This window comes from Corynebacterium sp. CCM 9203 (assembly GCF_041357675.1).
Classification (GTDB): Bacteria; Actinomycetota; Actinomycetes; order Mycobacteriales; family Mycobacteriaceae; genus Corynebacterium.
In genome coordinates this window covers 25,981-52,735 of record NZ_JAUERY010000002.1, presented here as the reverse complement: position 1 = coordinate 52,735, position 26,755 = coordinate 25,981, and the positions used below count along the sequence as shown (strand labels likewise).

Genomic DNA, 26,755 nt, shown 5'->3' with positions numbered 1-26,755 from the left:
CGCCCAGTTCATGCCGGGTACATGGGCATCGTGGGGTTATCCCGTCGATGACGACGGCAACCCCACGGGGTCTGAAGGGGCGGGTGACCCGAATAATCCCGGTGATGCGGTCATGGCACAGGCGTACTTCATGTGTGCCCTGGCTGACCAGCTGCGTGAGCCGTACGAGGCAGGACGACTGACGGGGTTCAACAGTATCCAAGAGGTCATTCTCGCGGCATACAACAGTGGCCCTGGCAACGTGCTCGGGGCGGGAGGAATGCCGAATATCCAGGAGGCACAGGACTACGTGCGCATCATCAGCGGCAACCTGGAAAAGTACCAACAAGCAGTGAAATAACCTGGTAACGAAAAGAAAAGTAAGGAGAAGGGCATGGAGACAACGACCACGAAAGCTCTGAAGGTTCTAGTGGCGGTGCTGGCCGCACTGGTGCTAGCTGGTGGCGTGACGTGGCGTGTGCAGTCGTATCGTGATGCTCATGCTGACCATGCGGGGCACACTCACGACCATGAACACGACCGTGACCACCTTCACGGCGATGAAGACCCACTCGCATCGAGCACAGAGCTTATTCCTGCGGCACAGCAGGCCACTGCGGCACTGTGGGACTTCCAGCCATCCATCGATGCGACACGCCACGATGCCAATGTGCGCGTTGCCTCCCGCTACATGGAAGGAGAGTTAAAAGAAAACCTCGTCAACCCCGGTGAGGGATGGCGAGGGCAGATTCCCTCCGAACGCTGGCAGGCATGGGCACGAAGCGGTGAGCACATCCTCGGCACCTCCGAGTGTGACGACAAGGTAGAGCAGCTTAGCAAAACCCAAGCATGGGTGGACTGCACCGTGCGTCAGTTCGTTGTCACCAAATCCGGCACCAGCATTGGGATGGCGCCGTTCCCCATGCGGGCGCTCATGGAGCAAGGCGAGGATGGTGCATGGTACATGACAAAGATGGAGTACCCGCCAGACGGACACTTCGGAGTGTTCTAACCTTCAATACTGCTGAAAGAATCATCCAAAAACTCTGTGGCGAGCCTTGCAGTCAAGTATGTCTTGGTGACATGAGCGCCTGACAGCAAGGTGCCTTGGTGCCAGAAGAAAGAATTGCGAAGATGAAAACAGGCTGCGATCAGGACTGTCCGTTGTGGCGGCGTCGTTGCTAGTCGCGGGGCAGTTGTCCTTTGCTCATGCTGTGGCTGAGAAGCCTTCGGCCGCACAAATCCCGGTGGTGGACTCAGCTCTTGCTGGTGAAAAGCAGAGTCAGAACAATATGATCCTGACTTCTTCCCGGAGGTTGATGGATCGGGTGGGATGAGTCGCCAGGAGGTTGAGCAGGCGCAGGAGGAGATGGCTCAGATGTATTCGAAGGAGCAGCTTGTCAGTGAGGCCAAGAAAACCAGTCGCCGCTCGAAGCGCAGTACTCACTGTGAGCGATTTCTACCAACCAACATTGAGGTCTGTGGTGCGATCCTTCAGAAGTACAAAGAGGTTGGAGGGCCCGTTAGTCAATATCTTTGGCCGGTAGAGCCTATGGCTCAAAACCCTGACGGGCAAGGCTTTCGGCAGCGGTTCCAAAATGGTTTTATCTACTGGCACCCCCAAGCAGGTGCGCACACTGTCTCAACCTATACCGCTGAATATTGGAAACGGCAGGGTTGGGAAGCTGGCTGGATGGGGTATCCCACAACCGATGAGTTCGGTGTCCGTGATGGACAAGGCGCGAAGCAGGTCTTCCAGCATGCCGATGTATATCGCTCACCACTATGGACTATTGCGTCTGTGAAGGGCCGAATTCGTGACAGGTGCAACGAACTCGGTGGAGTAGAAGGCGAACTGGGGTATCCGCTAACGGGTGAGTTGGCGACCCCCGATGGTCGCGGGTGGTACAACACCTTCATGGATGGCGGTATTTACTGGACTCCCGAGCATGATGCCCATGAAGTACTCGGTGCAATGTACATGTACTGGGGCGTGAAAGGGGTCGAGGCGGGTGAGCTGGGCTATCCGGTATCATCACCGGCTGATTCTTTCGGCCCGGTGCAAGAGTTTGAGCGTGGCCGCGTTGACCTCTATCAGAAGTTTGCAGATGCGCCGACTCAGGTATGTGACGGTAAAGAGTATAACGGTCTAGTGCTTGAGATCACTGATGCCATGGGGAATCTTTCGAACCTTGGCTGGCGGTACCCGAAGAATGGGCGGGATGATAAAGATACGCGAGTTCTTGACTACGGTGGGGTCCTGATTCCCGATCGGTATAAGACCCTTATCGATAATAAGAGTACGGTTTCTAAGTCTCTTCGTGATTACTGCACGAAGTCTCCAGACGACGGTGTGGAATCCCTTGGAGAGAATATTTCCTTTAAGGGGATCTGTGCACGTCATGACATTTGCTACTACGACAGCGGGTCAGAGAAGCAGGGGTGGGTAAGTAAACGCAAGTGCGATCACGACTTGTTCAATAATCTCTATGATCAGTGCACTAACGTTTCGATGAGTATTTCCCACCAGCGACTCTGTCACGGAAACGACAGGGTGTATTACTCTGCGGTTGTAGCAACACACAGGTGGGATCAGTATGTCCAATGCGGAGATGTTTACACAGTTGACCAATCCTATTGTGGCCGCCCTAAGCGATACTGAGTTGGATCTGATCGATTCCGCTAGTGCGGTATTGACGGTTCTTGCAGATCCAGTCGAGGAGATATTTTATGGAAAGAGCCTTTGAGAGTAGCGGCTCGCTGCATACTCGATCCCGTTCAAATAGGGTGCCGAGGTATGCACGTGTGAACATCGTGGGGTTGGTGGGGTTGCTGGGCGTGGTTATTATGTTCACCAACTCGCTGCCGCCCGAACTGCAACTGCCCGCAGGATGGTGGGGTGCACTGCCGATGGCCGATTCTTACGTTGTTAGCACTTACGGTTTGTCGGCTGCAGGAGGCTTGGCGATCGCCGGTGTCATGGCCCGGTGGACTTATTGGCTTTCCGATCAGGCGCAGCGTAAGACGCAAGTGATTGTTGGTGTGGTCGCGTGGATTGCCGCCACTGTGATTGCCGTGGCCCATGTTCGGTGGGCTGCCAGCTTCGGATTCGAGCCGGTTCAGCGGGATTATGCGGGAACTCACGAGTACTGGTTGATGTATGGGGCGGCGAATGCTGTCTGTATCGGCGTACTGTGGGGAGTATGGGCGCGGCAGCGTGTTATCCCCGCTTTGCTAGCGTGCAGTGCTTCTGCAATGGTTGTCGGTATTGCTGTTGCGGTGCTCGGCGTGGATGCGCCCACTGCTTCGAGTGCGAGTGTGCCGTTAGTCTTCGGTCTCGGCCCTGTTTTTGTCCAGGTGCTGGTGCCACTGGTGCTGGCAGGTGTGGTGTTTGCTGTGGGCTACGTTGCCCGTAGCGCTCGGCACGGCCAACTGCTCGCGTGGGGTGCACTGGCGGTAGGACTTGTGCTCTGGCTGGTTGCCGGGATTATCCGTCCAGGTGCTTTCCCGTCGGGCGTATGGCGTATTGAGAACTTCGCTGGTGCGCATACAGATTTGTCTGCTGTCTCTACAGCGCCCGTGTGGGCACCCGTGGAGTGGCTGGCAGTCATCGCGGTGGGCTTGATGCTTGCGGGGCCAATGGTCGCTCAAGAGCTTGCGGTTAGATCGGCGGGTCTGGATTCACTCGGTCGCGGCTCGGTTGAGGGTTGAACGTCAAGTTAGCCGATAAATTCCTGTCTGCCGCATTTGGGGGAATGTGAAGGGTCTTGCGAGGATTCGCAAGACCCTTCAGTCTGTGCAGTGCCAATATCGACCGACCAACCCTTGAAAGGGGTTTTCACATGGCACTGTCAGCCAAAGACAAAGAACGCTGGGAGGAGATCGACTCCATCATCGCCGAGTACAAAGCCACTCTGAAGGTGGCAGAAGACCACGAAGTCCTGAAAGCCTTCGCGAAGCAGCAGGGGTGGGACAACGGGCCAGACTTCGGCAAGTTCAAGCACTCCCTAAAACGTATCGGGGTCAACTATGACCAGCTACGCGAAGACACGTTCGCCGCACGCGACGCGGAAAAAGCCGAAGCGCTGGCAGATATCGCCCATGATGCACCCATCGTCTACTTGTGGGCAGCGGCAGTCGAACAAGACGACAAGGCGGCTTTTGCCATCGTTAGTGAAGACCGCGATGCGCTCTGGTACGGCAATTTCTTTGATGATGACCGCATCCGCGTTACGGGTGATGTCGTCACCGCTGAGCAATCAGTAGCCGATAAGGCTGTGTGGCTGGACTCGAAGGCGCTTGCTGCCGCAGGGGTGGAGACCGGCAGGCTTGAACTGACGACCACCTGCCCGCACCTTGACGAAGACCAACTAGCCGCCGCTGGCGCACGCCTAGGCGTGGCCGTGGATGTCGTGGTTGACCAGGAGGACGACCGTGCGGTGGTCATGGCCGGTGAGCCTGGCTACAAGCGCTGGCAGGACAATGACCTCGAAGAGCTGGTGCTCGTGGTAGACGATGAGTAAACAGGGAGGACGCATCAATGCCCGCAACGCGGGCAAATCAGTCGCAGACCCACGCACCATCTTGGGGTTTTTCATCCTCGGGTTGGTGTTTCTGGCAGTTGTGGCCGTCAACGTCGGTGTGAGAGTCTCTCAGACCATCACTGGGGTGCCAGAGGAGATTCCAGCCAATCCCATGCAGGTGCTGTTCATGGTGGCTGCTGGAAAACTCGAGCTCACTACTCCTGCGATTGTCACCTCGATTGCTATTGCAGCTATTGCAGCATCTACGGCGATCATCGTCGCACTCCAACGCACCGCAAAACCAAAGCTTGTGGTGGACACTGCAGCAAAGCACCTGGCCTCGTCAAGTGACATCAAGTCGCTGAGTAAAGACGCGGCGGCAGTCAAGACTGAGAAATGGCTGCCTGCGGAGCTGTCGCCGGATTACCCTGGCCTGCGCATGGGCAAAGTACCTGGCACCACCACGGGGCTGTATTCCACGTGGGAAGACCTCTACCTGGTGATTTTTGGCCCTCGTATGGGTAAAACGACCTCCCAGGTCATCCCAGCCATTGTCGACGCGCCAGCAAAACCCCCTCTCCTTCTGGAGAGGGGGTTTCTTGTGTTCAGTCCCCAAAAGCTGAAGATTAGATATCGCTATAACCCTGGGTAATGATAGGTCAGATTCTTCGCTTGGAGATTCAGGATGTGTGTCGTGGACGATGAAGATGGTCAATCTGCTGGGATTGTGAAGCCTGCGCGGCCACGGGATCTGCCCATGTATGCGCGCCTGAATGTCATGGGACTGGTGGGTCTCGTCGCTCTCTGGATGGTGTTCTTGGGTGATCTTCCGGTCGAGCTTGCCTTGCTTGCAGGCTGGTGAGGGGCGCTGCCGATGGGGGACGGCTTCATCGTGAGAACATACGGTCTGTCGGCGGCAGGGGGCTGGCCATCGTTGGTGTTGTCGCGCCTTTGAGCCATGCGGCAACGTGGCGTATCCCCGGGGTCGCTCAGCAGATCGTGGGAGTAATCGCGTGGATCGCCGCCACGGTCATGGGAAGCTTGGGCTGGGTGACGCCCGTCGGGTGATCGCTGTTGCCGCTGTTCGGGGGCGCCGTCAGGTATCTGTGGCCTGGGCTCCGCCGCGGATTTCGACGGGGAAATGACAGGCGATGTTCCGCCGGAGCTGTGGAACGGAATCACCCCGCGATGAGGAGGTGTCTGGCACGGTCCCTGTGGGCCGACTGTGGTCATGTCGGCACCGGGGCGGCGATGCGTCCGTCTACGCGGGGGGAACAGAACTTTGCTTGCCCCGGAAAATAGCTGAGGCTAACCTTCGCCCTATGACGCAGACGTGCGGCCCCGGCGCCGATGACACCGCAGGCTCCCCCGACACGGCGCACTACCCACCGCCCGGCACCTCCGTCGGCGTCCTGATCGGGAGACAGAAGCCACGGCTGATCGCCAGTGGAGTGCTCTCCGTGTTCGGGGCTTTCGCCGGGCTCGTGCCTTACCTCGTCATCTATTTCCTCGCCCGGGATCTTCTCGTGGGGGAGCAGCAGACCGACAACGTCTCCTTCCTCGTCGCAGTCGCGGCCGCCGGGGTTGTCGGCAAAGCACTGTTGCGGATGGCGGCGAACAACGTCGCGCACATCGCCGCATACCGGGCGCTCGCCGACATCCGTCTCGCGCTGGCGGAGAGGTTGGCCCGGATGCCACTCGCCCGGGCGCAGGCGCGCAGCAGTGGGGAAGTGAAGAAAGTGTTCCAGGATGACGTCGAGCAACTGGAACTCGGGCTCTCCCACGCGATCCCCGACATCGCGGCATCGGTAACCGTCCCGGTCACCACGCTGATCATCATGTTCGTCATCGACTGGCGCATGGCCCTCGCAGCCCTCGCCGTGGTCCTGGGCGTCGTCGGATGTGTCGCTCTCGCCGTGACCGCGTCGAAGGACCTGATGGAACGCGAATCGGACGTGAAGAAGCGGCTCAATGTCGAGGCGGTCTCCTTCGTCCGGGGTATCCGGGTGATCCGTGGCTTCGTCGGTTCGACGTTCCTCTTCGACGGCATCCGGGATGCGATCGTCGCCAGCGAGGACATTGAGCTGGACAAGACCGAGCGCGGACGGGTGGGCGCTGCGGGTGCCGCCACACTCGTCGCGATCAGCATCATCGTCATCCTGCCGCTCGGACTGTGGCTGTACCACTCGGGTTCGCTGGAACCCCAGGACTTCGTGTTCTTCATCCTCGTCGGTGTCGGTTTCGCCCAGCCGTTGATGTCGCTGACACTGTCGGCGGCTGTTCTCCAGTACCAGATCGAGGCGGGGCTGAAGAACATCTCTGGGTTCCTGGAAGAACCAGACCTACCGGTGCCACCGACCCCCGCCACCCGGGACGGCTCGCGCATCGAGCTCCGTGGTGCGCGCGTCACCTACGGGGACACGGACGTCGTGAAGGACATCGACCTCGTCATCGAACCCGGTGAACGGGTCGCGGTGATCGGTGGATCAGGGGCCGGAAAATCAACGCTGCTCCGCATTATCGCGAGGTTCATCGACGTCAGCGCCGGAAAGGTCACGTTCGGCGGAACCGACGTCCGCGAGCTTGACCCGGCGGAACTCTCCAGGGCGATCGCCTTCGTCCAGCAGGACGATTACATCTTCAACGACTCCGTCCTGGAGAACATCCGGCTCGCCCGTCCGGACGCGACGGATGAGGAAGTCAAGTCGGCCGGCAGGCGGGCACGGGTCACCGAGTTCATCGACGAACTCGACCGTGGGTGGGATACCGTGCTCGGCGCTGCGGGGGCGAATCTGTCGGGTGGGCAGCGGCAGCGGATCTCCATCGCCCGCGCGTTGCTGGCCGACTCCCCGGTGGTGATGCTCGACGAGGTCACCGCATCACTCGACGCCACCAACGAACGGTCGGTGGTGGCGGCGCTGGCGGAACTGCAGCAGGGGCGAACGGTCATCACCGTCGCGCACCGTCTCGGGTCACTGACCGGATACGACCGTATCCTCGTCATGGACGACGGTCGGATCGTCGCCGACGGTGACCATGAGAACCTGTCTACGTCCTCCGAGACGTATCGCCGTCTCTGGCGGGACTTCGTCGCCGTCGACAACTGGGGGATGCAGGCGGGTGACGGGCATCCGGCCGCCGCCCCGGCGTCCCCACCGGTCGCCCGCGCCGCAGAAACCACTCTCGACGGTGGATTCGCCGACCACACCCCGCCGGTCCGTAACCTGACCGGTCTCAGCCCCGTCGGCCAGTGGTTCGCGATGCTCGGCACCCACCGGGGACAATTGTGGCGGGCGGGACTCTGGCGCCTGCTGCTGGAAGGGTTCTTCACCTCGGCGCCGATGATCGTTGTGTTCTTCAGCCTGCTCAGGGTTCTGGATCAGACACTCACCACCAGTGATGTCCTGGCTCTGACAGGTGGGCTCATCCTGATCTTCCTCGCCCGACTGACCACCGGGATCGGTGTGGCGAAACACTGGTGGCCGATAGCGTTCCGGGCTATCGCGGACCTGCGGCGCTCCGTTCTCCGACGGTTGACCCGGGCACCGCTCGGGGTCTTCGACCGGATGGACGCGGGCCGGACAACGACACTCATCGTCTCCGAACTCGCCCTCGTCGACTTCATCAACCTTCCCGCGAAGCTCATCATCGCAGTGGTGCAACCGGTCCTCATCACGATCGCCCTGTTCAGCCTGGATTGGCGGCTCGCGGCCGCGGCGCTCATCGGGGTCCCGTTCTTCCTGCTCACACTGAAGGTGACTGACCGGGCTCACGAGGCCACCTTCATCGATGTCACCGCCGCGCGTCAGCAAGCCAATTCCGCGCTCCTCGAATTCTGCCGGGGGACAGCGGTGCTCAGGGCCTTCCCGGATGCACCCCAGGCCCAGATCTACCGCAGCCGCGTGGAGGCCCTGCGTAGGGCCAGTGTTCGCATGGCGGTCCGCACGAGCCCGACGACCACCCTCGGCACCATTGCACTGGAGGCCGGGTTCGTTGTGATGCTGTGGCTCGGTGCCACCCTGTTCATCGGAGGGACGGTGAGTGCGACGACCCTGCTGTTGTTCCTCATCCTGGCACTGAACATGTACCGGCCCTTCCAGGAACTGCTGGAACTCTCCGCCTACCGGCACCAGCAAGAACGCATCGCCCAGAGCCTCGCGGAGGTCTGGGACACCCCGGAGCTACCCGAGCCGGAGAATCCCCGGATACCCGTCGACTCCACCGTCGAGGTCGACGGCGTCACCTTCGGGTACAACGACCGGGACATCCTCCGCGACGTCTCGTTCACCGCGCAACCGGGAACAGTCACCGCCGTCATCGGCCCCTCGGGAGCGGGCAAATCGACGGTGGTGAACCTCGTCGCTCGCTTCTTCGACCCGGGCAGTGGATCCATCCGGATCGGCGGCGTCGATCTGCGGGACATGGACGCCGCGACGCGCCGGGAGACCATCTCCACCGTCTACCAGGATGTCTACCTCTTCCCGGTCTCCATCCGAGATAACCTCACCATCGGTTCCCCGGGAATCACCGATGGTGAGGTGTGGGAGGCACTTGCCCGGGCGGAGGCGTCTGATTTCGTCGCCGCGCTGCCGGATGGTCTGGACACGATTCTCACCGACGGTGGTACGAACCTGTCCGGTGGGCAACGGCAACGACTCTCTATCGCGCGGGCGTTACTGAAGGATTCGCCGGTGCTGCTTCTCGACGAAGCGGTCGCCGCCGTTGACCCGGGTACCGAGCGTCGTATCCAGGCGGCGGTGAACCGGTTGATCAATGGCAGGACCGTACTGGTGATCGCCCACCGGCTGAACACGATCCGCACCGTCGACCAGATCGTCGTTCTCGCCGATGGTCGTGTCGACGGTGCCGGACCACACGAGGAGATCGTTGAGACGAGTCCCGTCTACCGGGAACTTCTCGGACTCCCGGAACAACCGACGAACACGGCAGGTAGCACGGAATGACGGGCACTGAACCGACTGCACCGGATGAGACACGTCGTTCCGGGCGTGGGCGGAAGTTTCATATGGCGCTGATAGCCTCGCTGTACAGCACCCAGAACCTCAGCCTCGCCATGTTCGCCTACGCGTTCCTGACCATCGCCCAGGCCGGTGGGGTGCCTCTCACCAGGATCGGTGGGGCCAGCGGGCTGGCGACCCTCCTCGTCCTGAAGTTCCTGTGGGCACCCGTCGTGGACAGGTTCGGGTCCAGCAGGTTCGGGCACTACCGGAGCTGGCTCATGGCCATGCAGATCACCCTGGTCACAGGTTGCGTAATCCTGAGCTTCATCGACCCCGTCGGGCAGTTCTCTCTGGCGCTGGTGGTGTTCGGGTTCCTGTTCATCGTGGCAGGCACCCAGGACATCGCGGCGGACGCGACGGCGACCCGACTTCTGTCCACGGCTGATCGGGGCCTGGGCAACGGATTCCAGTCGGCGGGCAGTGCCGTGTCCCAGGTCATCGGTGGCGGGCTCGTCCTCGTCATCTACGACACCGCCGGATGGCAGGCCGCCGCACTCAGCCTCGCCTTCTGGAGTGCAGTCCCGCTGCCATTCGTCCTCCTGTGGCGGGAACGGCAGAGCACCGCCCAGCTCCCTGAACCCGGTGTGAACGGGAACGTGGTCCGATCCTTCTTCGCGGACCGGGCCCGGCGACAGTGGGCACTGGTCCACATGCCGCTCTACTTCGCCGGAGTCGCCGTGGCGTACAACCAGGTGCGCCCCATCCTCGTATCCGCCGACTGGTCGGCCACCCGCATCGGGATCCTCTTCGTGATCTGCGGGAGCCTGTTCGGAATCGTCGCCGGAATAGGCGCCGGAATCCTGACCCGAAAATGGTCACGACATCGTGCAATACGGACCCTGGGGCTGATCCAGGCGACAACGACTCTCGGGGTGGTGCTTCTCACGCTGGGCATGACCGGTACATGGGCCGCGACCCTCATCATCGGTACCCTCTACGGAGGCGTGGCCGCCACGATGACCGTGGTGTACACCGTGGCGATGGACCTCACCCGCTATGAATCAGCCGGTACCGACTTCACCGTATTCAGCACCCTCGCGGCGCTCGTGATGGTCCTGTCGGCCGGAGGCGGCATGGCGCTCTCCGGGGTGATCGGTTTCCTGCCCGTCGCCGTGGTCGCCGTGGTCCTGGCCTTCACCGGAGTCGGTGTGGTCATCCGGGGCTGCGGTCCAGTGCTGGAATCGGCTGCCGCTAGACAACCCGCAGTGAACGGAACGCACCGTCGATGAGTGTCGGCACAACAGGTGAGGCATTCAACTCCGCCGCGACAGTGACGTCCTCATGGAAGCCCATGGCGGCGAGTTCCCGCCCGCCCACGCAGTCAGCCAGGAGCGCGGAGAGGTACTCCTGTGACCCGGCGAACAGCCCGGCCGCCGCCAGCGCCTCCGGGCTGCACGCCCTGATGTGACGCGGCACGATGAGCGCACTGAGAATCGCCCCCGCACCAAGATGATCCTCCAGCGCGGGGCGCAGCGATCCATCCTCCCGCCACCGTTCACCGGCGGCGATGACAGCCACACTCTTTCCCACATCCACCTGCTGCGCCGCCCACCGGCCGACCGCCGTGGCATTGCGCAGGCAGCCGGCGGCAACCGTGTCACCGTTCTCCGCGAGGATCGCGGAGATCGTCGACCCGTTGGGGGAGGGGAGCACGATCCGCGGGACCCGGGTGGCGGCGAGTAATCCGGCAGGTGAGAGTGAGATCCGGTGGGTTCCCGGTGCGTTACCTGCCTCGAGTCGACCGACCGCGAGCGTCGCATCATGCTCCGCCGCGAAGTCCGCAGCCCGGTCATCCTTCCACCGGTAGGGATACACCGTCATACCCCGACCAGTGGCAACCGTCACGGACGTCGAGAAGCTCAGCACATCCACGATGATGTTCACGTCCGCGGCACAGCGCCGCGCGCCCTCCGGCCCCCAGTCCATGCGGATCGCGTAGTCGGCCTGCCCGAAGTAGTCACTCATGGGGTCAAGCGTATCGGCACCGCTCGACCGATTGCCCCGGTGCCCAGCCGACGGCGGGTACCGCTGGGCATGATCAGATGCTCGGCGCGTACGGAAAACGATCCGTCTGGAACAACAGGTACTCGATGACATCCGTGGGCAGGTATTCCCGTCCCCAGTGCTCCCGGACAGCCCGCACGGTGTCCAGATACCGGGAATACCAGGTGGCACTCCAGCCGTCCGTGGTCTTCCAGCCGAGAGCGTTCGCGACCCTGCTGTCGAGAATGAGCGGGTGACGCTCGTCGGACGGGTCAGGGCGACCAGCGGCGAAGTAGAGGAGCTTGGTGAAGAAAGACGGGCCGAGTTTGTGGATCTTCGCCGCACCCCCGGTATGGAAGGCCCGGTACCCGGCCTCGGCCGATTCCCTTCCGGCCTGCAGCCCCGCGAGGAGCCGCCCGGGTGTCTGAGGGTCCTTCAGGGGTTGAACTCCCCGGTATATCTGCAGGTTAGCCTGCGCTGCTCCCCAGGCATAGACGGCGACATAGAAGTTCAGCACGTCCGTCTCGGTGCCGTCGCAGATGTTCTCACCGAGTTCGAAGAGTCGCTCCCTGGTCACTGAGAGGTACTCGTGATCAGGCTGATCCGTCAGGAACGGTGGTGGCGGGAACGGAACCGGGTCAGGATCCTTGTACCACTGGCCGATCCAGTCGGAGGGCCGGAAGCGTTCCCGCTGTCTCGACACCAGCTCCGCCAACCTCGAGTGATCGGAACGTTCGTCGTCCGTCCACATCAGTTCCTCGTGGATCTGGTGCTCCGTCGACTCAAGTTTTGTGACCAGATCGTCGAGGTCGGCAGAGATAAGCTCCATATTTCTCTTTCTCTGAATGTGCTGTCCCTGAGCCTGTCCGGGCGGAGGGGTGCCGTAGGCTGGGATCAGATCGGATGGCGTCAGGCGAGCGCCCGGGTGGGTTTCGACGGTCGCGTGAACAGGCCGAGGTTCGACTCGGGGTTCGTCTTGATGCACCATACGATGATCGCGATCCCCAGGATGGTGGTGAGTATTGAGCCCTCGAGCCCGAACTCCCCGCCGTTGAGCAGTTCACTACCGCTCGGCGTCGAGGACAGGATGGAGCCCGGCAGTACGTTGCCCGAGACATGCGAGCCGTAGATCATCGCGAGCACGAAGTTCCAGCCACTGTGCCAACCGGCGACGAACCAGGCATTCCCTGTACGCCAATACATCACACCGAACACCACACCGTAGAGCACCAGGTTCACCATGCCGAAGACCGTCAGGTTCGGGTTATTGATGTGGATATAAGCGAACAGAATCGACGACAGACCGATGGCTCCGGCGACCGTAAGCTTCGCGGCGTAGGCAGGAATGATGAAAAAGCGGAAGAGCAGTTCCTCGAAGAACCCCTGGAACGCGAAGAACACCGCAGCCAACGGAAGAATCCAGAGAGTACCGGCGTCGAAGACACTGCTGATCTGCACCGCCCCCACAACCACGTTGATCAGCAGAATCACCGTCACCCCGGCGAACCCTAAACCGACACCAACGAGCCACGCCCGGAGCCGACTCTCCCGGATCATCCCCAGATCGGCGAGCTTCAGCCGGAACACCTTCACTATCAGCACAACGAACAGCGTCGCGGCGAACACCCTTCCGAGCGTCGACCCGAAGGTGATGGGGGAGCTCAACGCAGGTAGCGGCAGCAAACCAACCAACTCGGAGAAGAACTGGCTCATGAAATCGTTGATCGTGAGCAGGAAGAATGCGACGACAGTGGGGACGAGGACACAGATCAGGATGTTCCGCCTGACCCAGGGCAGGACCCTATCCTCGAAGTTGCTGACCGGGATCACCGTGTCAGTGGAAGAAGCTACGGCGTGCCTGCCGGAGCGTGGAGCCCGGGAATCTTTGACTGGTGGCATAGCGTGGTTTTCCGTTTCTTGTGCGGGCAGTCATGGTGGAGCAGGACGTAGCCTCGGGATGATGTGGACACGAAAAGTATGCGGTCATCATGCGGTGCGTTTGTCTCCAAACTGACATATTCTCGTTCGACGGTACACGCGCACCCGCATGCCGGTGGGGGCGGCATCTCGGGAGATAATCAATAGTGATGATGATCATGCCCCAGGTTGCCTTCGCTGCAACAGCCTCATGTCCCTGCAGAACCGCTGAATGAAAACCGGTGCCGTCTGCCCGGGACAAACCGGCTCAACGGTTGGGGGCGGAAGAACGAGGATCGGCACCACGACGCAACCGAACAAGATTCTTACGTCGCGCGGACCCGTCTCACCGCCTCCGGGAAACCGCTCGCGTCCACGGGCTCAGCGCAGCGAATCCGTGATCCTCACGGTCTCCACCGCGACACGGGTGACCTTGGCGATCAGGTCGACGATGTAGCGCGGATTGCCGACCTCATCGCACCAGTCGTTCGGATCGTTGACGATGCCGGAAGCCTTGTCCTTCTTCACCTGGTAGCGGTCGATGATCCACCCGAGCGCGGAGCGGGAACCGAGGAGATAGCGCTCCGCCTCCTCCGGGATGCCCGAGACGGTGACCTTCGGGCTGTAGATGATCGTGGTCGTGTCGTTGACGTTCTTGCCCGTCTCGGGATCCTTCTTCTTCGCCCACTTCATCTTGGTCACCCGCCACGTCTCCCGGTTGTCGGGGTCCGCGGACTTCTTCACCTGCACATCGACCGGATAGGGATTGACATCCTCGTAGTTGACGTGCAGGTCCATCAACGTCCGACCGGCCTCGGTGAGCTGATCGAAGCGTTCGCGTGACGACGGCGTCTCCACGTGCGGCAGCATCTTCTTCAGGTCCGCGGCGTAGGCCTCCCGGTAGTTCGGGTCGTGCAACTGCCCGTAGACGAAGTAGAAGATGTCGTCCTTGGAGATGTCACTACCGAGCGCATTCCGGTAGATGGCGAGAATCTCATCGGTAATGTTGTCCACGCGCCGGTAGCCGTCGAGAACCTCGCCTTCGGTGCCTGACTCGGTTTCCGACGTGGTGGCGGAGCCGAAGTCGAGGGTTCCCGCCGGGGTTTCCACGGGTTCCCAGGTCCAGCGGGGGAAGAACTGGCCTGCATAGGTGAACATCGACAGATCTGGAATTAGATCCGTTGAGATTACCGTAAATTCTGCGGCTTCTCGGGGGCTGACTACGTATATTCCCAAATTGTCATGCTCCGCTGTCGGGAACATCTTGGGGAGCCGGTAGACCATGTCGTTCACGGCCCGATCAAAGTAGCAGTGTTGTGTCGTGAATGGTCGATAGAGAGATCGTCTGAAACTGTGCTCCTGTAGCGAGATCTCATGCCCCTGAGCGAGCTGATTATTCAGGCTCCGATTCCACGAGATTACGGTCGTGTTCTGGTATTCGGGATTGTGTTTTAGGAATTCAATGACACTTTTCCCGGAACGGTTCTCCGTAAGTTGTGAAGAATCCCAGATTCTGAAATCTCGTCTAGCAGATTCATACGTATCCAGGAACCTGGTTATGTTGTGCATCAGGGCGGTCTTGCTCATGGAGTAGCACCACGCGTCGCGTCCCGTTTTGAGACCAGCTCCGTAGATATTGAATATCCTCGGTGAACCGGGTGTTTTATCTCCCAGTACAGGCCACGTCTCAAATTCCTCCGAGCGCTGGTTGACCCAGTCGCCGTGGTTGTTCGGGGTGATCTTCTGCCACTCAATGCTCTCTGCCGAGCCATGTTCGATGATCGTGAGTTTCTCTTCACGCGTGAGATAGTCTCCGATGTCCCGGTAGTGGATCGTGCAGGATTCAGCATTCGGTGTCTTGATGCCTATGAAGATGGCGACGGTGTTGCGGCTGCCTGATCCGAAGACCTTTCCACCTTCTTTCCTTGACTGTTCTCCGGCGGTCCGCTGGTTTCCCCGGAGGTTGAACACGTACATCTCGCTGAACTCATCGGCGAAGCTCAACCGGATTCCGTCCGCGGTGTTGCCGTCGATCCAACCGCCGTTGGATACGAACGCCACGATTCCGTGATCACCGATGCGGTCGGTGGCCCAACGGAAGGCACGGAGGTAGGAGTCGTAGAGACTATTCTTGTTCGTGGCCGTCGAGCGTGCCGCGTAGGTTTCCTCGATACGCTTGTCCAACGTCGGATACTTCACGTTCGCGTTGAGGTCATTGGCGTTGTTCTGGCCCACGGAATAGGGCGGGTTACCCACGATAACGTGAATGGGCGCGGACTTCTGGCGCTCGATCCGGTCATTGTTCTCTACGAACATACCCAGATCCATCGCGTCATCGTCCTCGGTGATCTGGAAGGTATCGGCCAGCGCGATGCCCTCGAAGGGCTGGTATCCGCCCGTGTTGCCGTCCTCGTCCGCGTTGAGTGCGGCGTAAGTGGTCTCGATGTTGACGGCCGCGACGTAGTACGCCAGGAGCATGATCTCGGTCGCGTGGATCTCGGTGGCGTACTTGCGTGCGAGGTCCTCTTTGCGGATCAGCCCGGATTGGAGAAGCCGCACGGGGAACGTACCCGTACCAGTGAACGGGTCGAGAATGTGCACGCCCTCATCGGTGAGGCCACGCCCGAAGTGCTTGCGGGAGGCCCAGTCCGCGAAGCGGTTGATAAAGTCGACGATCTCCACCGGGGTGTAGACGATGCCGAGTGCTTCGGACTGTTTCTTGAACGCGAGCTTGAAGAAGCGTTCGTACAGATCCTTGATCACCTGCTGCTTGCCTTCGGCGGTGGTGACCTCGGAGGCTCGGACCTGGACAGACCTGTAGAACCGTTCCAGGGATTCGGTCTCGGATTCGAGGCGCTTGTCCGAGAGGGCCTCGACCATGCGTTGCATGACCCGGGAGACCGGGTTGTGCTGCGCGAAGTCGTGCTCGGCGAACAGGGCGTCGAAGACGGGCGCGGTGATCAGGTGCTGGGAGAGCATGCTGACGGCGTCGTCGCGGGAGATGGACTCATTCAGGTTTGCGCGTAGTCCCTTGAGGAACTCGTCGAACTCCGTGGCGACCGTCGGGTCCGCGGTATCGAGCAGTCGGTTGATGCGCAGGATCTGTGCGTCGGCGATGTTGGCGACGTCCTTCGCCCAGTCCTCCCAGTAGGTTCTGGTACCCACCTTGTCGACGATGCGGGCGTACACGGCCTCCTGCCATTTTTCCATGGAGAACAGGGCGAGTTGTTGGCTGGAGAAGGATGGGTCGCGGGTCGATTCGTGGCTGGTGCTCCCGGGCTCCGGAGCCTGGGTCGTGACATCGGGATTCGATACGAACGGATCGGCGGGGGCAGGGGTGTCCTTCGGTGGGACATCGATGAACGCGGGCTGGATGGTGGTGTTCAGGGCAGCGTTACTGGCGTTGAGTTTCGCGGAGTTGACCGTCGCGTTGAAGCGCTCGTCGTGGGCGCGCAGGGCGTTGAGGATCTGCCAGACGACCTTGAATTTCTGGTTGTCGTTGAGCACCTCGGAGGGCTTCTTGTCGGCGGGGATACTGATGGGCAGGATGATGTAGCCGTAGGTCTTCCCCTCCGATTTACGCATCACCCGGCCGACAGACTGCACGACATCGACCTGGGAGTTACGCGGGTTCATGAAGATCACCGCGTCGAGTGCGGGTACGTCCACACCCTCGGAGAGGCACCGTGCGTTGGTGACGATGCGACATTCATCCTCGGGGACCGCGTCGGACTTCAGCCAGCGCAGGATGTTGCCGCGCTGGAGGGCGTTCATGGTTCCGTCGACGTGTTTGGCGTCCACGGTGAGGTCGAGATTCTGGGTGGAGATTGCCTCGTTGGTCGCGGCCTTCTCCTCCAGGTTCCGGGAATAGACACTCGTCACGGAGGGGAACAGGTCGGTGAACTTCCTGGATGAGGCGATGTCCGAGGCGAACAGCACCGCTCGACGCATGGGTGCTGCGCCTTCGGGGAACCCGGTGGCCTGGTCCTTTCCGGTGTCGAGCGTGGTACTGGACCGCTTGGCCAGGCCGTTCCACGCGCCGATCATCTTGGAGACGTCATCGAGGTTCCCGGCTGCACCCGCCATTTCGAGGGCCTGCGGAAGGGTATCGGCGGCGATCTGATCGTTGATACCGAGTACGAGGACCTTGTAGTCGGTGAGCAGTCCCTTCTCCACGGCTGCCCCGAAGCTCAGGCGGTGGAACTCGGGACCGTAGGTGTCCTCGTCGTCCATCGAACACAGTTCGGCGGAGTGCTCCTCCGCTTTGTTTTTGATGTCCTCGCCGAACAGTCGGGGAGTGGCTGTCATGTACAGCCGCTTCGTGCCCCTGATGTAGGAGTTGTCGTGGATGCGCACGAAGTGCGAGGCGTCTTCGCCCGCGAGGGTGATGCCCGTGGTGCGGTGTGCCTCGTCGCAGATGATGAGGTCGAACGGGTCGGTGCCATTGTCGGTGTTCTGGGCCTCGTGGATGGCCTGGAGTGACTGGTAGGTGGTGAACACGACTGTCAGGCCCTTCGCGCGGCGGCGGTGGCGCATCTTGGCGGCGAGTTCGACACCATCCGTGGTTACCGGTACCTCAAGCTCGTAGGTGGCGATGTCCTCGGCGTCTTTGGACACCTTCTTGTCGGAGCACACCGCGTAGGCACGGAGGTCGTGTTCGGAGTGGCTGGTCCACTCCTTCAGCGTCTGGGAGAGCAGGGAGATCGACGGCACGCAGAACAGGATCTTCGCCTGGCCGCCGAGTTTCGTGGCCAATCGTTCCGAGAGTTTTAGCGCGGTGAATGTTTTGCCGGTACCGCAGGCCATGATCAGCTTGCCGCGGTCGTAGTCCCGGAAACCAGCGAAGACCGCGTCGATGGCTTCCTTTTGGTGCTTACGCGCGCGGAACCGTTTGCGCTTGGTTAGGGAGAACTCGATGGCGTAGTCCGAGTCGGGGTAGGCGATCTCCCAGTTGATCGGGGCGTCGGCGATTTCGGCGAGGCCGATGCGCTGCACGGGGATCGTCTGACCCTCGAGTGAGGCTTCCGCGTTCTTTCCCCACCGGTCGGTGGTGGAGACGATGATCCGGTTGCTGAAGGACTTCCGTTCGCCGGTGTCGGTGACGAAGGTGCGCCCTGATGCGGTGTAGAAGGAATCCAGGTGGGACTTCTGCAGTGTGGTGGTGGGTTCGTAGAACTTGCACTGGATCGCCGTCCAGGAGTCGTCCTCGGCGCGGTGCGCGACTAGGTCGATGCCGGTGTCTCCGGCGCTCGGGTCCTTGTACTTCCAGTCGTTCCAGCGCAACACCTCGTCGTACTCCTGCGAGTACATGGGGTGGAGCTGGAAGTAGCGCACCATCAGTTTCTCGAACTCCAGTCCTCTCGCTGCGTTGGAGTCGAGTTCACGGAGCGCTGTGACGACATCGTCGATGGAAACCTTGGAAGCCATGGGGACCATTGTGTCGTAGTGGAACGAGTACCACGGCGAATGAGGTCGGTGTCGCCGCTTTTGGGGGTGTGGCGACAGGGACGCCCGGTGGCCCGGACCCGTTGACATGCCCAGTGAAGGGGTGGTTAGCTGCCAACAAATACCGTCCACCCGAGATCCGAGGAGTTGTCAATGACCGAGAAACGCTCACCTCTCGTCAGTGTCGGAGCTGTCCTGCGGGGAGAGCTGGGTGTGTTGTCGGCCTGCGCCGCGTGGCTCGGTGTCGTCGTCCTCCTTCTTTCCGCGACCGTGTTCGGTGGTCCGGTCCTCTTCGTGGCGCCGGTGATTCTCATCGTGTTGGCGGTACGGGCTCTGCGGAGAGGTGCCGGTGCCCTGGAATGGACGGCGGTCGTTTCGACTGGGGTATTTCTCGCGTCGCTGGGCTATCTGGGGGCGGCGTTCTCCGTGGGGATCGACGCCGCGGATGCGGGGCTACCTGTGCCGTGGTGGACCGATCACGTTGCTGTCGGTTTCATCGTCGTGGCCGTATCCCTGGTTGCCGCGGTCGCATTCCTCTCCGCTGCGTGGGCACGGGCGGCGGACTGATTTCCGCGGGCCGCGGGAAGTCGAAATTATCCGGAAATCCCCAGGTTAAATCGAAGTAACGTGGTTACCTGCGGCTGTTGCGTGCGTGAGGTGACACAGTTCTGTTCCTGGGTGTGCCGGAGAAGTGACACCCCTGCGTCGGCAGTCCGGGGAAAGGGAGATTCTGTGGCAGTATGTACCTGTTAGCGAATCGTCTCCGGGTGCGCAGCGTCCGTGCGCCGGAGAGTCATCCCATTCTTGTGAAAGCAGTCAGCGTCTTCATGCCCAACCTGGTCAAACTCCGCCGTGTCCTTCCTGCCACCATCATCGGTATCGGGTTACTCGTGGCGGCGCCGCAGGCATCTGCGGCGGAGGCGGATCCGGTGTCGGATGTGACCGAACAGGTTCGATCGGTCGCCCGGGAGATTCAGACCGATATTGATCGGGCTGTTGACGGTGCGCTCCGCGCAGGCACCGGGGTGGGGGCTGCGGACACGGCGAAGCGTCTCAATGAGGCCGCGATTGGGAGTGGGCTCGGCCAGATTATCCCGGACAACGTGATAGCGGCTGCTGAGGCGGTTGCGCCGGATGATTCCTCCGATGTGCACGGTGACGGTATCTGGTGGGATGGTGGTGCCGTATCTGCTGTAGAAAGCACGTTTGACGCGTCTCGTCGCGGGCCGAACTACCAGTGGCGCACGGATGTCGTGTCACAGCTCATGGCGGGTCGCCCCGGCCCGGTACTCAATCGGGTGAGCGGTAGTTGGTTCAATGGCCCGGACATCCCGGAGGAGTCCTTCGCGGCGCAGCGCAGGGGGAAGTCGCTTTTCGGTCCCGGTACCCCCGTGTTCATCGGCCCGAAGACCCTGTGCACCCTCGGGGTAGCGGGTTATGATGCCGAGGGGCGTGCGGTGGGCATTACCGCTGGTCACTGTGGTAATCCGGGGGAGGCGGTGATCTCGGCCGACTCCTGGGAAGTGGGGCAGGCTGGCACGGTTGTGGCGTCGAGCAGGAACTACGACTATTCGGTGATCGAGTTCAATGATCGAGCTGAACTCACGCGCAGCTACAACGGTGTCACGGTGAACTCGGTCGGCGGTACGCCGGTGAATGGGGAGATCCTGTGCAAGCAGGGGGTCGCCACCGGGCACACGTGCGGTACGTCGTGGATCAGTGAGAAGCGGGTCAATTTCTCTCAGGTGTGTGCCATGCGTGGGGATTCGGGTGCTCCGCTGCTCGCCGGGGACCGGCTCGTCGGGGTGGTGTCGGGTGGTGTGTTCCCGGACCACAACCTGTCCTGTCGGAGTCCGCTCCAGGGGCCCTTCTTCATGCCGACCGCGAGTCCGACGATTGATGCGATCACCGATAACCTCAATGCCGGGGGAGCTGCAGGGGCGGGTTTCGTGCTCCCTCCGGAGGGGGGACCGTTCGCGGCGGTACGAGGTCGCTGAGGGTGATCTGAGTGCCCATTTGTACCGGCTCCTGTGTGGGGCCGGTTTTTTATGTCCGGGAACCAGCACTCAAGTTAGCTAATGAAATACAGCCCCAATAAGGGGTAAAAACGCCCCGCTGGGGAAGGTTGTTTCTCTTAGTTTTCAATGACCTAACGGTAATGAATGTCCAGTTCAATAGGCATTTATACTGGTTGAGGCGATGATGGTGGCCTCGTTCCTGTTGAAAAGTGCCCAAATGGGACACCGGAAAACTGATACCTTCGAGCCGCCGCCGTATCCGCCTCACTTCTTCCCGTCGCCAACCTCAGCGGGAGGAACGACGCGGTGGTCGCGGTCACCACCATCGAGGAACAGGACAACTTCATGCGCACATCCCCACTGACCCGCAGAGCCCGGTCAAGCCGCTCTGCCCGGGTCGCCTACATCGCCGCCGTCGCCTCCGTGGCACTGATTACACCATTCGTCGCCGCCCCGATCACTGTTCCACAAGTGGCGACGGCAGCGGAGATTTCGGAGGACAGCGATGGGCACGCCTGGGACTTCTCCACGATCGCGATCACCTACCCGGTGATCACCGGAACCCCGGGCGTGGTTGCAGAGTCCTTCCCCGACGTCTACGACGCCACGACCGGGCTTCCCGTCGGCACCTGGGGGTTGATGACGTTCCGACTGATCGACGATGTCCCGGGCCTGTCGGTGAACATCGACACCGGCAACGTCGTGTACGAGGCGCCGGAGGGTGCTGCACCTGGACCGAACGCCCCGGTGGACGTTGAGGTCACGTTCCTCGACGGCTCGACCCGCATCGTCCAGGTGCAGACAGCGGTGGGGCGGATGGCGGACCGTGGCGGATACACGCTCGTTCCGGTCACAGTGGACAATGTGCTCACAAAGAGCGCCCCCGTGGAGTTGGAGTACGGGCGCAGCAACGACTACGAGGCGGCGCAGCTCATCGCCTCCATACTCCCGCGAGCGGGTGTCGATACCCCGCCGTGGGCCCGCATCCGTGATGATCGGGTGGAACTCGTGGTTACACCCGACGTCTACGACCGCACGCTCACTCTGCCGGTGACCATCACCTACCGGGACGGCAGTGCCACCGACGACGTTGCCGTCTGGAATGTCGGTACCGCATCCGACATCACCCCCGTCATCCCGGATACCCCGGTGTCGGCAGGTGCCCACTCGGTGATTCCCGTCCGCTATGAGAAGAACGGATGGACGATACCGGACAACCTGCCCGTGCCTGTCGAGATCACCGAGGGGCCGGACTGGGTCACGGTGACGGACGGCTCGATTCTCGCCCTACCGGGTGTCGGTGCCGCCCCCGGTGACTACCGGGTTCAGGTATCGGTCGGGTTGCCGTCCGGCGACGTCCCGGTCGAGTTCACCGTCCGGGTCACCCCATCCGCCGGTGGCGGCATCGGGGACTATCACCTGGCACCGGTGGGTGGGCGCGAGGTGATCCCGGGACGGGAAGCCTCTGTGCCGCTTCCGCAACTCATGCGCGGGGAGGAACCAGTCGATGCCATGGGCTACACGTTCACCGTCTCCTCGGATGACGTCGATGCGGAGATAACCGAGGAAGAGCCGGGGAACAGGGTCATCCGTTTCACAGCGCCGAAGGCGGGGAGAGAGCAGATTCGCCTCGTTGTGACGGCGACCCCCGTCGTCGGTGACCACGAACCGGTGACCGCCCCGGTCCGGCTGTTCACCCGTCCCTACAACGGCCGACACGACAACCACTACAACAACATCGTCGATGTGAAGCCGGGAGAGGGAGAAGTCAGTTCCCCCGTGCTCGTCACCGACGATGACCGGGAGTACGGCACCGAGCCTGGGGAACTCACCTTCACCCTGGGACAGAACCCGCCCGCGGGGGCGTCGATCGCCGCGGACGGCACCGTGTCGGTCCCCCGGTCAGCGGTAGTGGAGGCGGAGATCCTGAAGGTTCCGGTGACCGTGACCTACCTGGATGGTTCCACGGACCGGAATGTCGCTGTGTTCACCACCCTGGATTCCGGGGCGTTTGTCGATGTGGTTCTCGCGGCGGGCCCGCAGGGTAGCTACAGCATGCGGGACGTCTACCTCACCCCCGGCTCGGACCGGGACCTGACGCTGCGTGATCTGCTGTTCACCGACGCGGACTTCGGGGGAACCGTTGAGCGTTTCCCGGAGTTCACCGGCGTCGGCGGTTCCACCTGCACGGTTACCGCGCCCGAGTCCCTGCCTGCGGGTGTGCATCTCGAGGAGGGCTTCGGGTACGCCAATTGTGATCGGGCGGTCCGCGTCGACGCCGACGCCCCGACGGGGACGAGCTTCACGGTGGACGTCGCGGTGGAGATCGTCGACGCCGAGGGCGCACGGCAGCAGCTCACCACCACCCAGACGGTGCGAATCGTGGACAACCCGGTTGACTATGAGCTGCCCGCCGACAACTACGAGACGGTACCGTCCGGTGCGGCGAGTACGTGGGATCTCGGCGGCGGGATACCGGCCGGCGATGTGACGCTCGTCGATGACGCATCCGGGAGGTTCACCCTCACGGGGCAGGGGATCGTGTTCACCCCGGAATCCGCTGATGCGGGAAAGACGTTTGCGACCACGGCGCGCATCCGGCGTGCCGACGGCACCGGTGGTGACGTTGCGTGGGTCGTCCGGGTGAGCGACAGCAGCGTCCTCACCCCGACCATCGACTACGGGGATCTGCGCGTCGTGCGGGGTGAAACCCGCACCTTCAGCCCATATGTCATCCCGCATCCCAGGGGGAGTGCTGGCCCGGTGGCTGCGACGTACCGGCTGTCCGACGGGCCCCCGACTGGTTGAGCGTGGATCCGGGGACCGGTGTGATCACCGCCAAGGTGCCGGACGACGCCCCGGCCCGTGGTGTCCGGGCCCTCGTCGAGGTGAGCTTCGCGGGTGGCGGTACCACGAGTGCGCCGTTGAACGTCGAGGTGGTGAGCCTCGCCGGCTCACGCATCCACTACAACAGTGCGGACCTGCTCGCGGTGGGGCCGATCACGGTGGAACCGGAGACCGCATTCCTTCGCGTTGATCCGGTGTCCTTTGAACTCGTCACCCCGGAACCGGGAATCAGCATCGATGATTCCGGCGTGATCACCATCGACGACGGAATCATGGGCGCGGATGACTCCCGGAACATAGTGGTCACCGCAGTGTTCCGCGACGGTTCCCGGTACACCCAGAACGTCCACGTGACCACGACGTCGATGGCGGTGTCCTATGTGACGGTCTACGACTGGGTCACCGACATCACCGGCTCATCCCCGGTCACCGGCGGCTGGCCGACTCATGTGGTGCGGTCGGGTGCGCCGCACGGTGCGCCCGAGCCCGAGCCGACCTACGAACTCGCGGCCCCGGAGGCAACCCCCGACGCCTCGGTCGATCCCCGGACAGGCAGGGTCACCACGACCCTCGCCGCGGGCGTCGGAGAGGCCGATGTGCCGGTGCGGGTGACCTACCGCGACGGCTCCAGCCGGATGTCGGTCGTTCACTTCACGCGGGACGCCTACCTGGACAAACTGACGTTCGCCTACCCGGAGCGCCGCGTTCACATCGGGTTGGAGGACGAGCACGTGACCAACGAGAACGCGGTCCTGCCCACCTTCGTCAACGGTGCGGCCGGAACGCAGCGACCCACCGTCTACGGCACCTGGTTCGAGGCCACCCCGGGGCAGGAGAACGCCGACCTCTTCACCGTGGACCGCAACTCCGGTGAGGTGACCCTCCTCGATCCCGTGGCCCACGCGGGGGAGACCCGCACGCTGAACGTCACCGCGCACCTGCCCGGCGGGTCCACCGCGACCGCCGATGCCACCTTCACCGTCGACCGGGCCAGCAGCGATGTTTCCGTCATCTACCGTGACCTCTACGGCGTGGCAGAGGGGAAGACCTCCGTCAGCGCCCCCATCTTCGTTCCGGAGGTCTCCCGTGACCTGGTCGCCACCTTCATCTTGCTGGACGCGCCAGAGGGCATGGAGATTGACCCGACGACCGGCCTGGTGACCTACACACCCGCAGGTGAACCCGGGGACGGAAGGGTCGACATCATCGTCGAGTTCACCGACGGCGACGCCGCCCGCGGTGAACTCGCTTATCACACACAGAGCTACGCCGACGCCATCGTGCCCGACGGACTCACCGCGAACCTCACCGCCGAGGCCGGGCACCGGACCGTCGTCACCGTCGATGCCTTCGCGGGGGAGCACTCCCACTACCGCTGGGGGCCGAAGCGGTGGCTCATCCAGTCCGTCGACCCCACCGGTGACGTCTGGGACGAGTTCTCCCCGCACATCACCCGCCGCGAACACCATCCCGATCTGCTGAGCTTCATCGCCCCCGACCGCCTCGCGGGTCAGCAGGTCGACCTCCCGGTCACCCTGACATACCCCGACGGGACCAGCGTCGTGGCGACACTCCGCACCACCGTGACGGACCCCGGACATGACCATGACCACGGTCACGGTGGTTCCGTGGCAGCGGCAGTGCGCTTCTTCTACGACCCCGTCACCGTGGACAACGATGCCCGGAGCGCCACCTCCGGGCCGCTCCGGTTCGCACCGAAGTACCGTCCGCGGCACGCGGGTGAGCACGACCCGGAGACCGGTGAACTCGTCGATCTGTGGCGCGCCGGGCGGATACTCAACGTCACGGCACTCACTGATCGGGAGGTCACGCTCGAACCTGACACCGGTGTGCTCACCATCGCGGTCACGGACGACGACCGCGACAGCCAGATCACCATTCCCGTTCAGATCACGTTCAACGATGAGCACGCGGAAACCGTCACCGTGCCCGTGGTGTTTGCCGTCGGTGCCGCGGCGGTTCCCACGGCGGAGAACACCCGGGTGATCTACCCGGCGGTGAGCGTGGCCACGGGGTCCGACGCCTTCGCTGAACCGCTCGTCCGGGTCGACGGCGGGCGGTTCTCCGTGCCCGTCGACGGGCTGCGTTTCGATCTCGCGGACGGGGCGCCCGCCGGTGTCGTCATCGATCATGCCACCGGCGCGGTCGGGATCGCCACGACCCGGAGTCACCTCGCGACAGCCGACGGGATCGTCGAGGTACCCGTCACCGTGTCCTTCCCCGGTGGCGGAGAAACGGCCTCGACCACGGCGAGGTTCGTCGTCCACGAGAAGAACACCCGGACCGGCGCGGAGACCCACGATCCGCAGGTGGAGACCGGACTCAAGCCGGTACAGCCCGCGGCATTCGCCTCACGCATCGTCTTCGACGGGGCCCGCCCCGACGGGGTGCGGTTCGCACCGGTGGACGGCGGTGCATCGGGTGTGCGGGTGACCGATGACGGAGAGGTCACCACAACCGGTGACGGCAGCACCCCCGCGACGGTTCTGGTCACCTACGCCGACGGCTCACAGGATGTCGTCGAGGTTCCCTTCACCGCATGGACCGCGCCGACCCCGGTTCCCTACGGCGACCCGGTGGTACACCCCGATGGAACGGTCACGGTCTCCCCGGACCCGGACACGGATCTCACCGGGGTGGAGTTCAGCCTCGACGAGGGATCCCCGGAGGGCGTGAGCATCGCGGCCGACGGCACCGTGAAGGTCACGCCCACGACGGATACCGCGGGTGAGACCGTGACAGTCACCGTGGTCACGACCCGACCCGGGGAAAACCCCGCGCGCACGACCTTCACCGTCGCTGTGCCGGACCGTCCCGAAGCCCCCGACGCGGGATCCTCCGTCGGGCGGAGTTTCCTGGCGCTGCTCCTCGCGCTGCCCCTGTTCATCGGGGCCATCGGGTTCGCGCTCCTGCACAGTGGGCTGATTCCTGCGCTCCCGGGACTGCCGCCCCTGTGGTTCCCCCACCGCTGAGGACACGGCCGCGGGGAGGGGAGCGGTGC

General features: G+C 62.5%; 16 protein-coding genes and 1 pseudogene. 13 read left to right on the top strand and 4 right to left on the bottom strand.

Translation table 11 applies throughout. The features are described 5' to 3' along the window. Position 1 precedes the first annotated feature (1 nt). The 9 genes and pseudogenes from QWU44_RS03545 to QWU44_RS03505 all read left to right on the top strand — a co-directional run. Positions 2-340, top strand: a pseudogene (locus QWU44_RS03545) (peptidase M23); the annotation flags it as partial. A gap of 33 nt (positions 341-373) precedes the next feature. Continuing rightward, positions 374-991 carry a hypothetical protein gene (locus QWU44_RS03540; RefSeq protein ID WP_370914349.1) on the top strand — a complete coding sequence of 206 codons (618 nt, stop codon included), beginning with the start codon at positions 374-376 and terminating at the stop codon, positions 989-991. A gap of 321 nt (positions 992-1,312) precedes the next feature. Next, positions 1,313-2,641, top strand: a complete 1,329-nt coding sequence (locus QWU44_RS03535) for a phospholipase A2 (protein WP_370914348.1) — start codon at positions 1,313-1,315, stop codon at positions 2,639-2,641. A gap of 143 nt (positions 2,642-2,784) precedes the next feature. Then, positions 2,785-3,690, top strand: a complete 906-nt coding sequence (locus QWU44_RS03530) for a hypothetical protein (RefSeq protein WP_370914347.1) — start codon at positions 2,785-2,787, stop codon at positions 3,688-3,690. A gap of 131 nt (positions 3,691-3,821) precedes the next feature. Continuing rightward, positions 3,822-4,502, top strand: coding sequence for a hypothetical protein (locus tag QWU44_RS03525; RefSeq protein WP_370914346.1), 681 nt, complete (start codon positions 3,822-3,824; stop codon positions 4,500-4,502). Continuing rightward, positions 4,495-5,154 (top strand): hypothetical protein, encoded by a 660-nt coding sequence (locus QWU44_RS03520; protein WP_370914345.1) that lies wholly within the window; start codon positions 4,495-4,497, stop codon positions 5,152-5,154. The genes QWU44_RS03525 and QWU44_RS03520 overlap by 8 nt, the downstream gene beginning before the upstream one ends. A gap of 42 nt (positions 5,155-5,196) precedes the next feature. Beyond that, a complete protein-coding gene (locus QWU44_RS03515; RefSeq protein ID WP_198737068.1) occupies positions 5,197-5,364 on the top strand; it encodes a hypothetical protein in 168 nt (55 codons plus the stop codon). A 460-nt stretch (positions 5,365-5,824) separates the two neighbouring features. Continuing rightward, positions 5,825-9,466, top strand: coding sequence for an ABC transporter ATP-binding protein (locus tag QWU44_RS03510; RefSeq protein ID WP_370914344.1), 3,642 nt, complete (start codon positions 5,825-5,827; stop codon positions 9,464-9,466). Continuing rightward, complete coding sequence (locus QWU44_RS03505) at positions 9,463-10,752, top strand: MFS transporter (protein ID WP_370914343.1); 1,290 nt, start codon at positions 9,463-9,465, stop codon at positions 10,750-10,752. Before QWU44_RS03510 ends, QWU44_RS03505 begins: the two co-directional genes overlap by 4 nt. Here QWU44_RS03505 and QWU44_RS03500 read toward each other — a convergent pair. The 4 genes from QWU44_RS03500 to QWU44_RS03485 all read right to left on the bottom strand — a co-directional run bounded on the left by QWU44_RS03500 (position 10,715) and on the right by QWU44_RS03485 (position 18,850). Next, positions 10,715-11,488: a 2-phosphosulfolactate phosphatase gene (locus QWU44_RS03500; RefSeq protein ID WP_370914342.1), complete on the bottom strand. Its 774-nt coding sequence runs from the start codon at positions 11,486-11,488 to the stop codon at positions 10,715-10,717. The two genes, QWU44_RS03505 and QWU44_RS03500, sit on opposite strands and share 38 nt — an antisense overlap. 73 nt (positions 11,489-11,561) lie before the next feature. Continuing rightward, positions 11,562-12,335: a hypothetical protein gene (locus tag QWU44_RS03495; protein WP_370914341.1), complete on the bottom strand. Its 774-nt coding sequence runs from the start codon at positions 12,333-12,335 to the stop codon at positions 11,562-11,564. Positions 12,336-12,415: 80 nt separating this feature from the next. Then, positions 12,416-13,405, bottom strand: a complete 990-nt coding sequence (locus QWU44_RS03490; RefSeq protein ID WP_370914340.1) for a lysostaphin resistance A-like protein — start codon at positions 13,403-13,405, stop codon at positions 12,416-12,418. Between the two features lie 399 nt (positions 13,406-13,804). Further along, positions 13,805-18,850, bottom strand: coding sequence for a DEAD/DEAH box helicase (locus QWU44_RS03485; RefSeq protein WP_370914339.1), 5,046 nt, complete (start codon positions 18,848-18,850; stop codon positions 13,805-13,807). A 171-nt stretch (positions 18,851-19,021) separates the two neighbouring features. On the opposite strand from QWU44_RS03485, the gene QWU44_RS03480 reads away from it, so the two are divergent. The 4 genes from QWU44_RS03480 to QWU44_RS03465 all read left to right on the top strand — a co-directional run bounded on the left by QWU44_RS03480 (position 19,022) and on the right by QWU44_RS03465 (position 26,726). After that, positions 19,022-19,435, top strand: a complete 414-nt coding sequence (locus QWU44_RS03480; RefSeq protein WP_370914338.1) for a hypothetical protein — start codon at positions 19,022-19,024, stop codon at positions 19,433-19,435. Between the two features lie 173 nt (positions 19,436-19,608). After that, the gene (locus QWU44_RS03475) at positions 19,609-20,865 is read left to right on the top strand and encodes a S1 family peptidase (RefSeq protein WP_370914337.1); all 1,257 of its coding nucleotides are present in this window, start codon (positions 19,609-19,611) and stop codon (positions 20,863-20,865) included. Positions 20,866-21,192: 327 nt separating this feature from the next. Continuing rightward, positions 21,193-23,694, top strand: a complete 2,502-nt coding sequence (locus QWU44_RS03470) for a Rib/alpha-like domain-containing protein (RefSeq protein WP_370914336.1) — start codon at positions 21,193-21,195, stop codon at positions 23,692-23,694. 2 nt (positions 23,695-23,696) lie between these two features. Then, the gene (locus QWU44_RS03465) at positions 23,697-26,726 is read left to right on the top strand and encodes a Rib/alpha-like domain-containing protein (RefSeq protein ID WP_370914335.1); all 3,030 of its coding nucleotides are present in this window, start codon (positions 23,697-23,699) and stop codon (positions 26,724-26,726) included. The last annotated feature ends 29 nt before the right edge of the window (positions 26,727-26,755 follow it).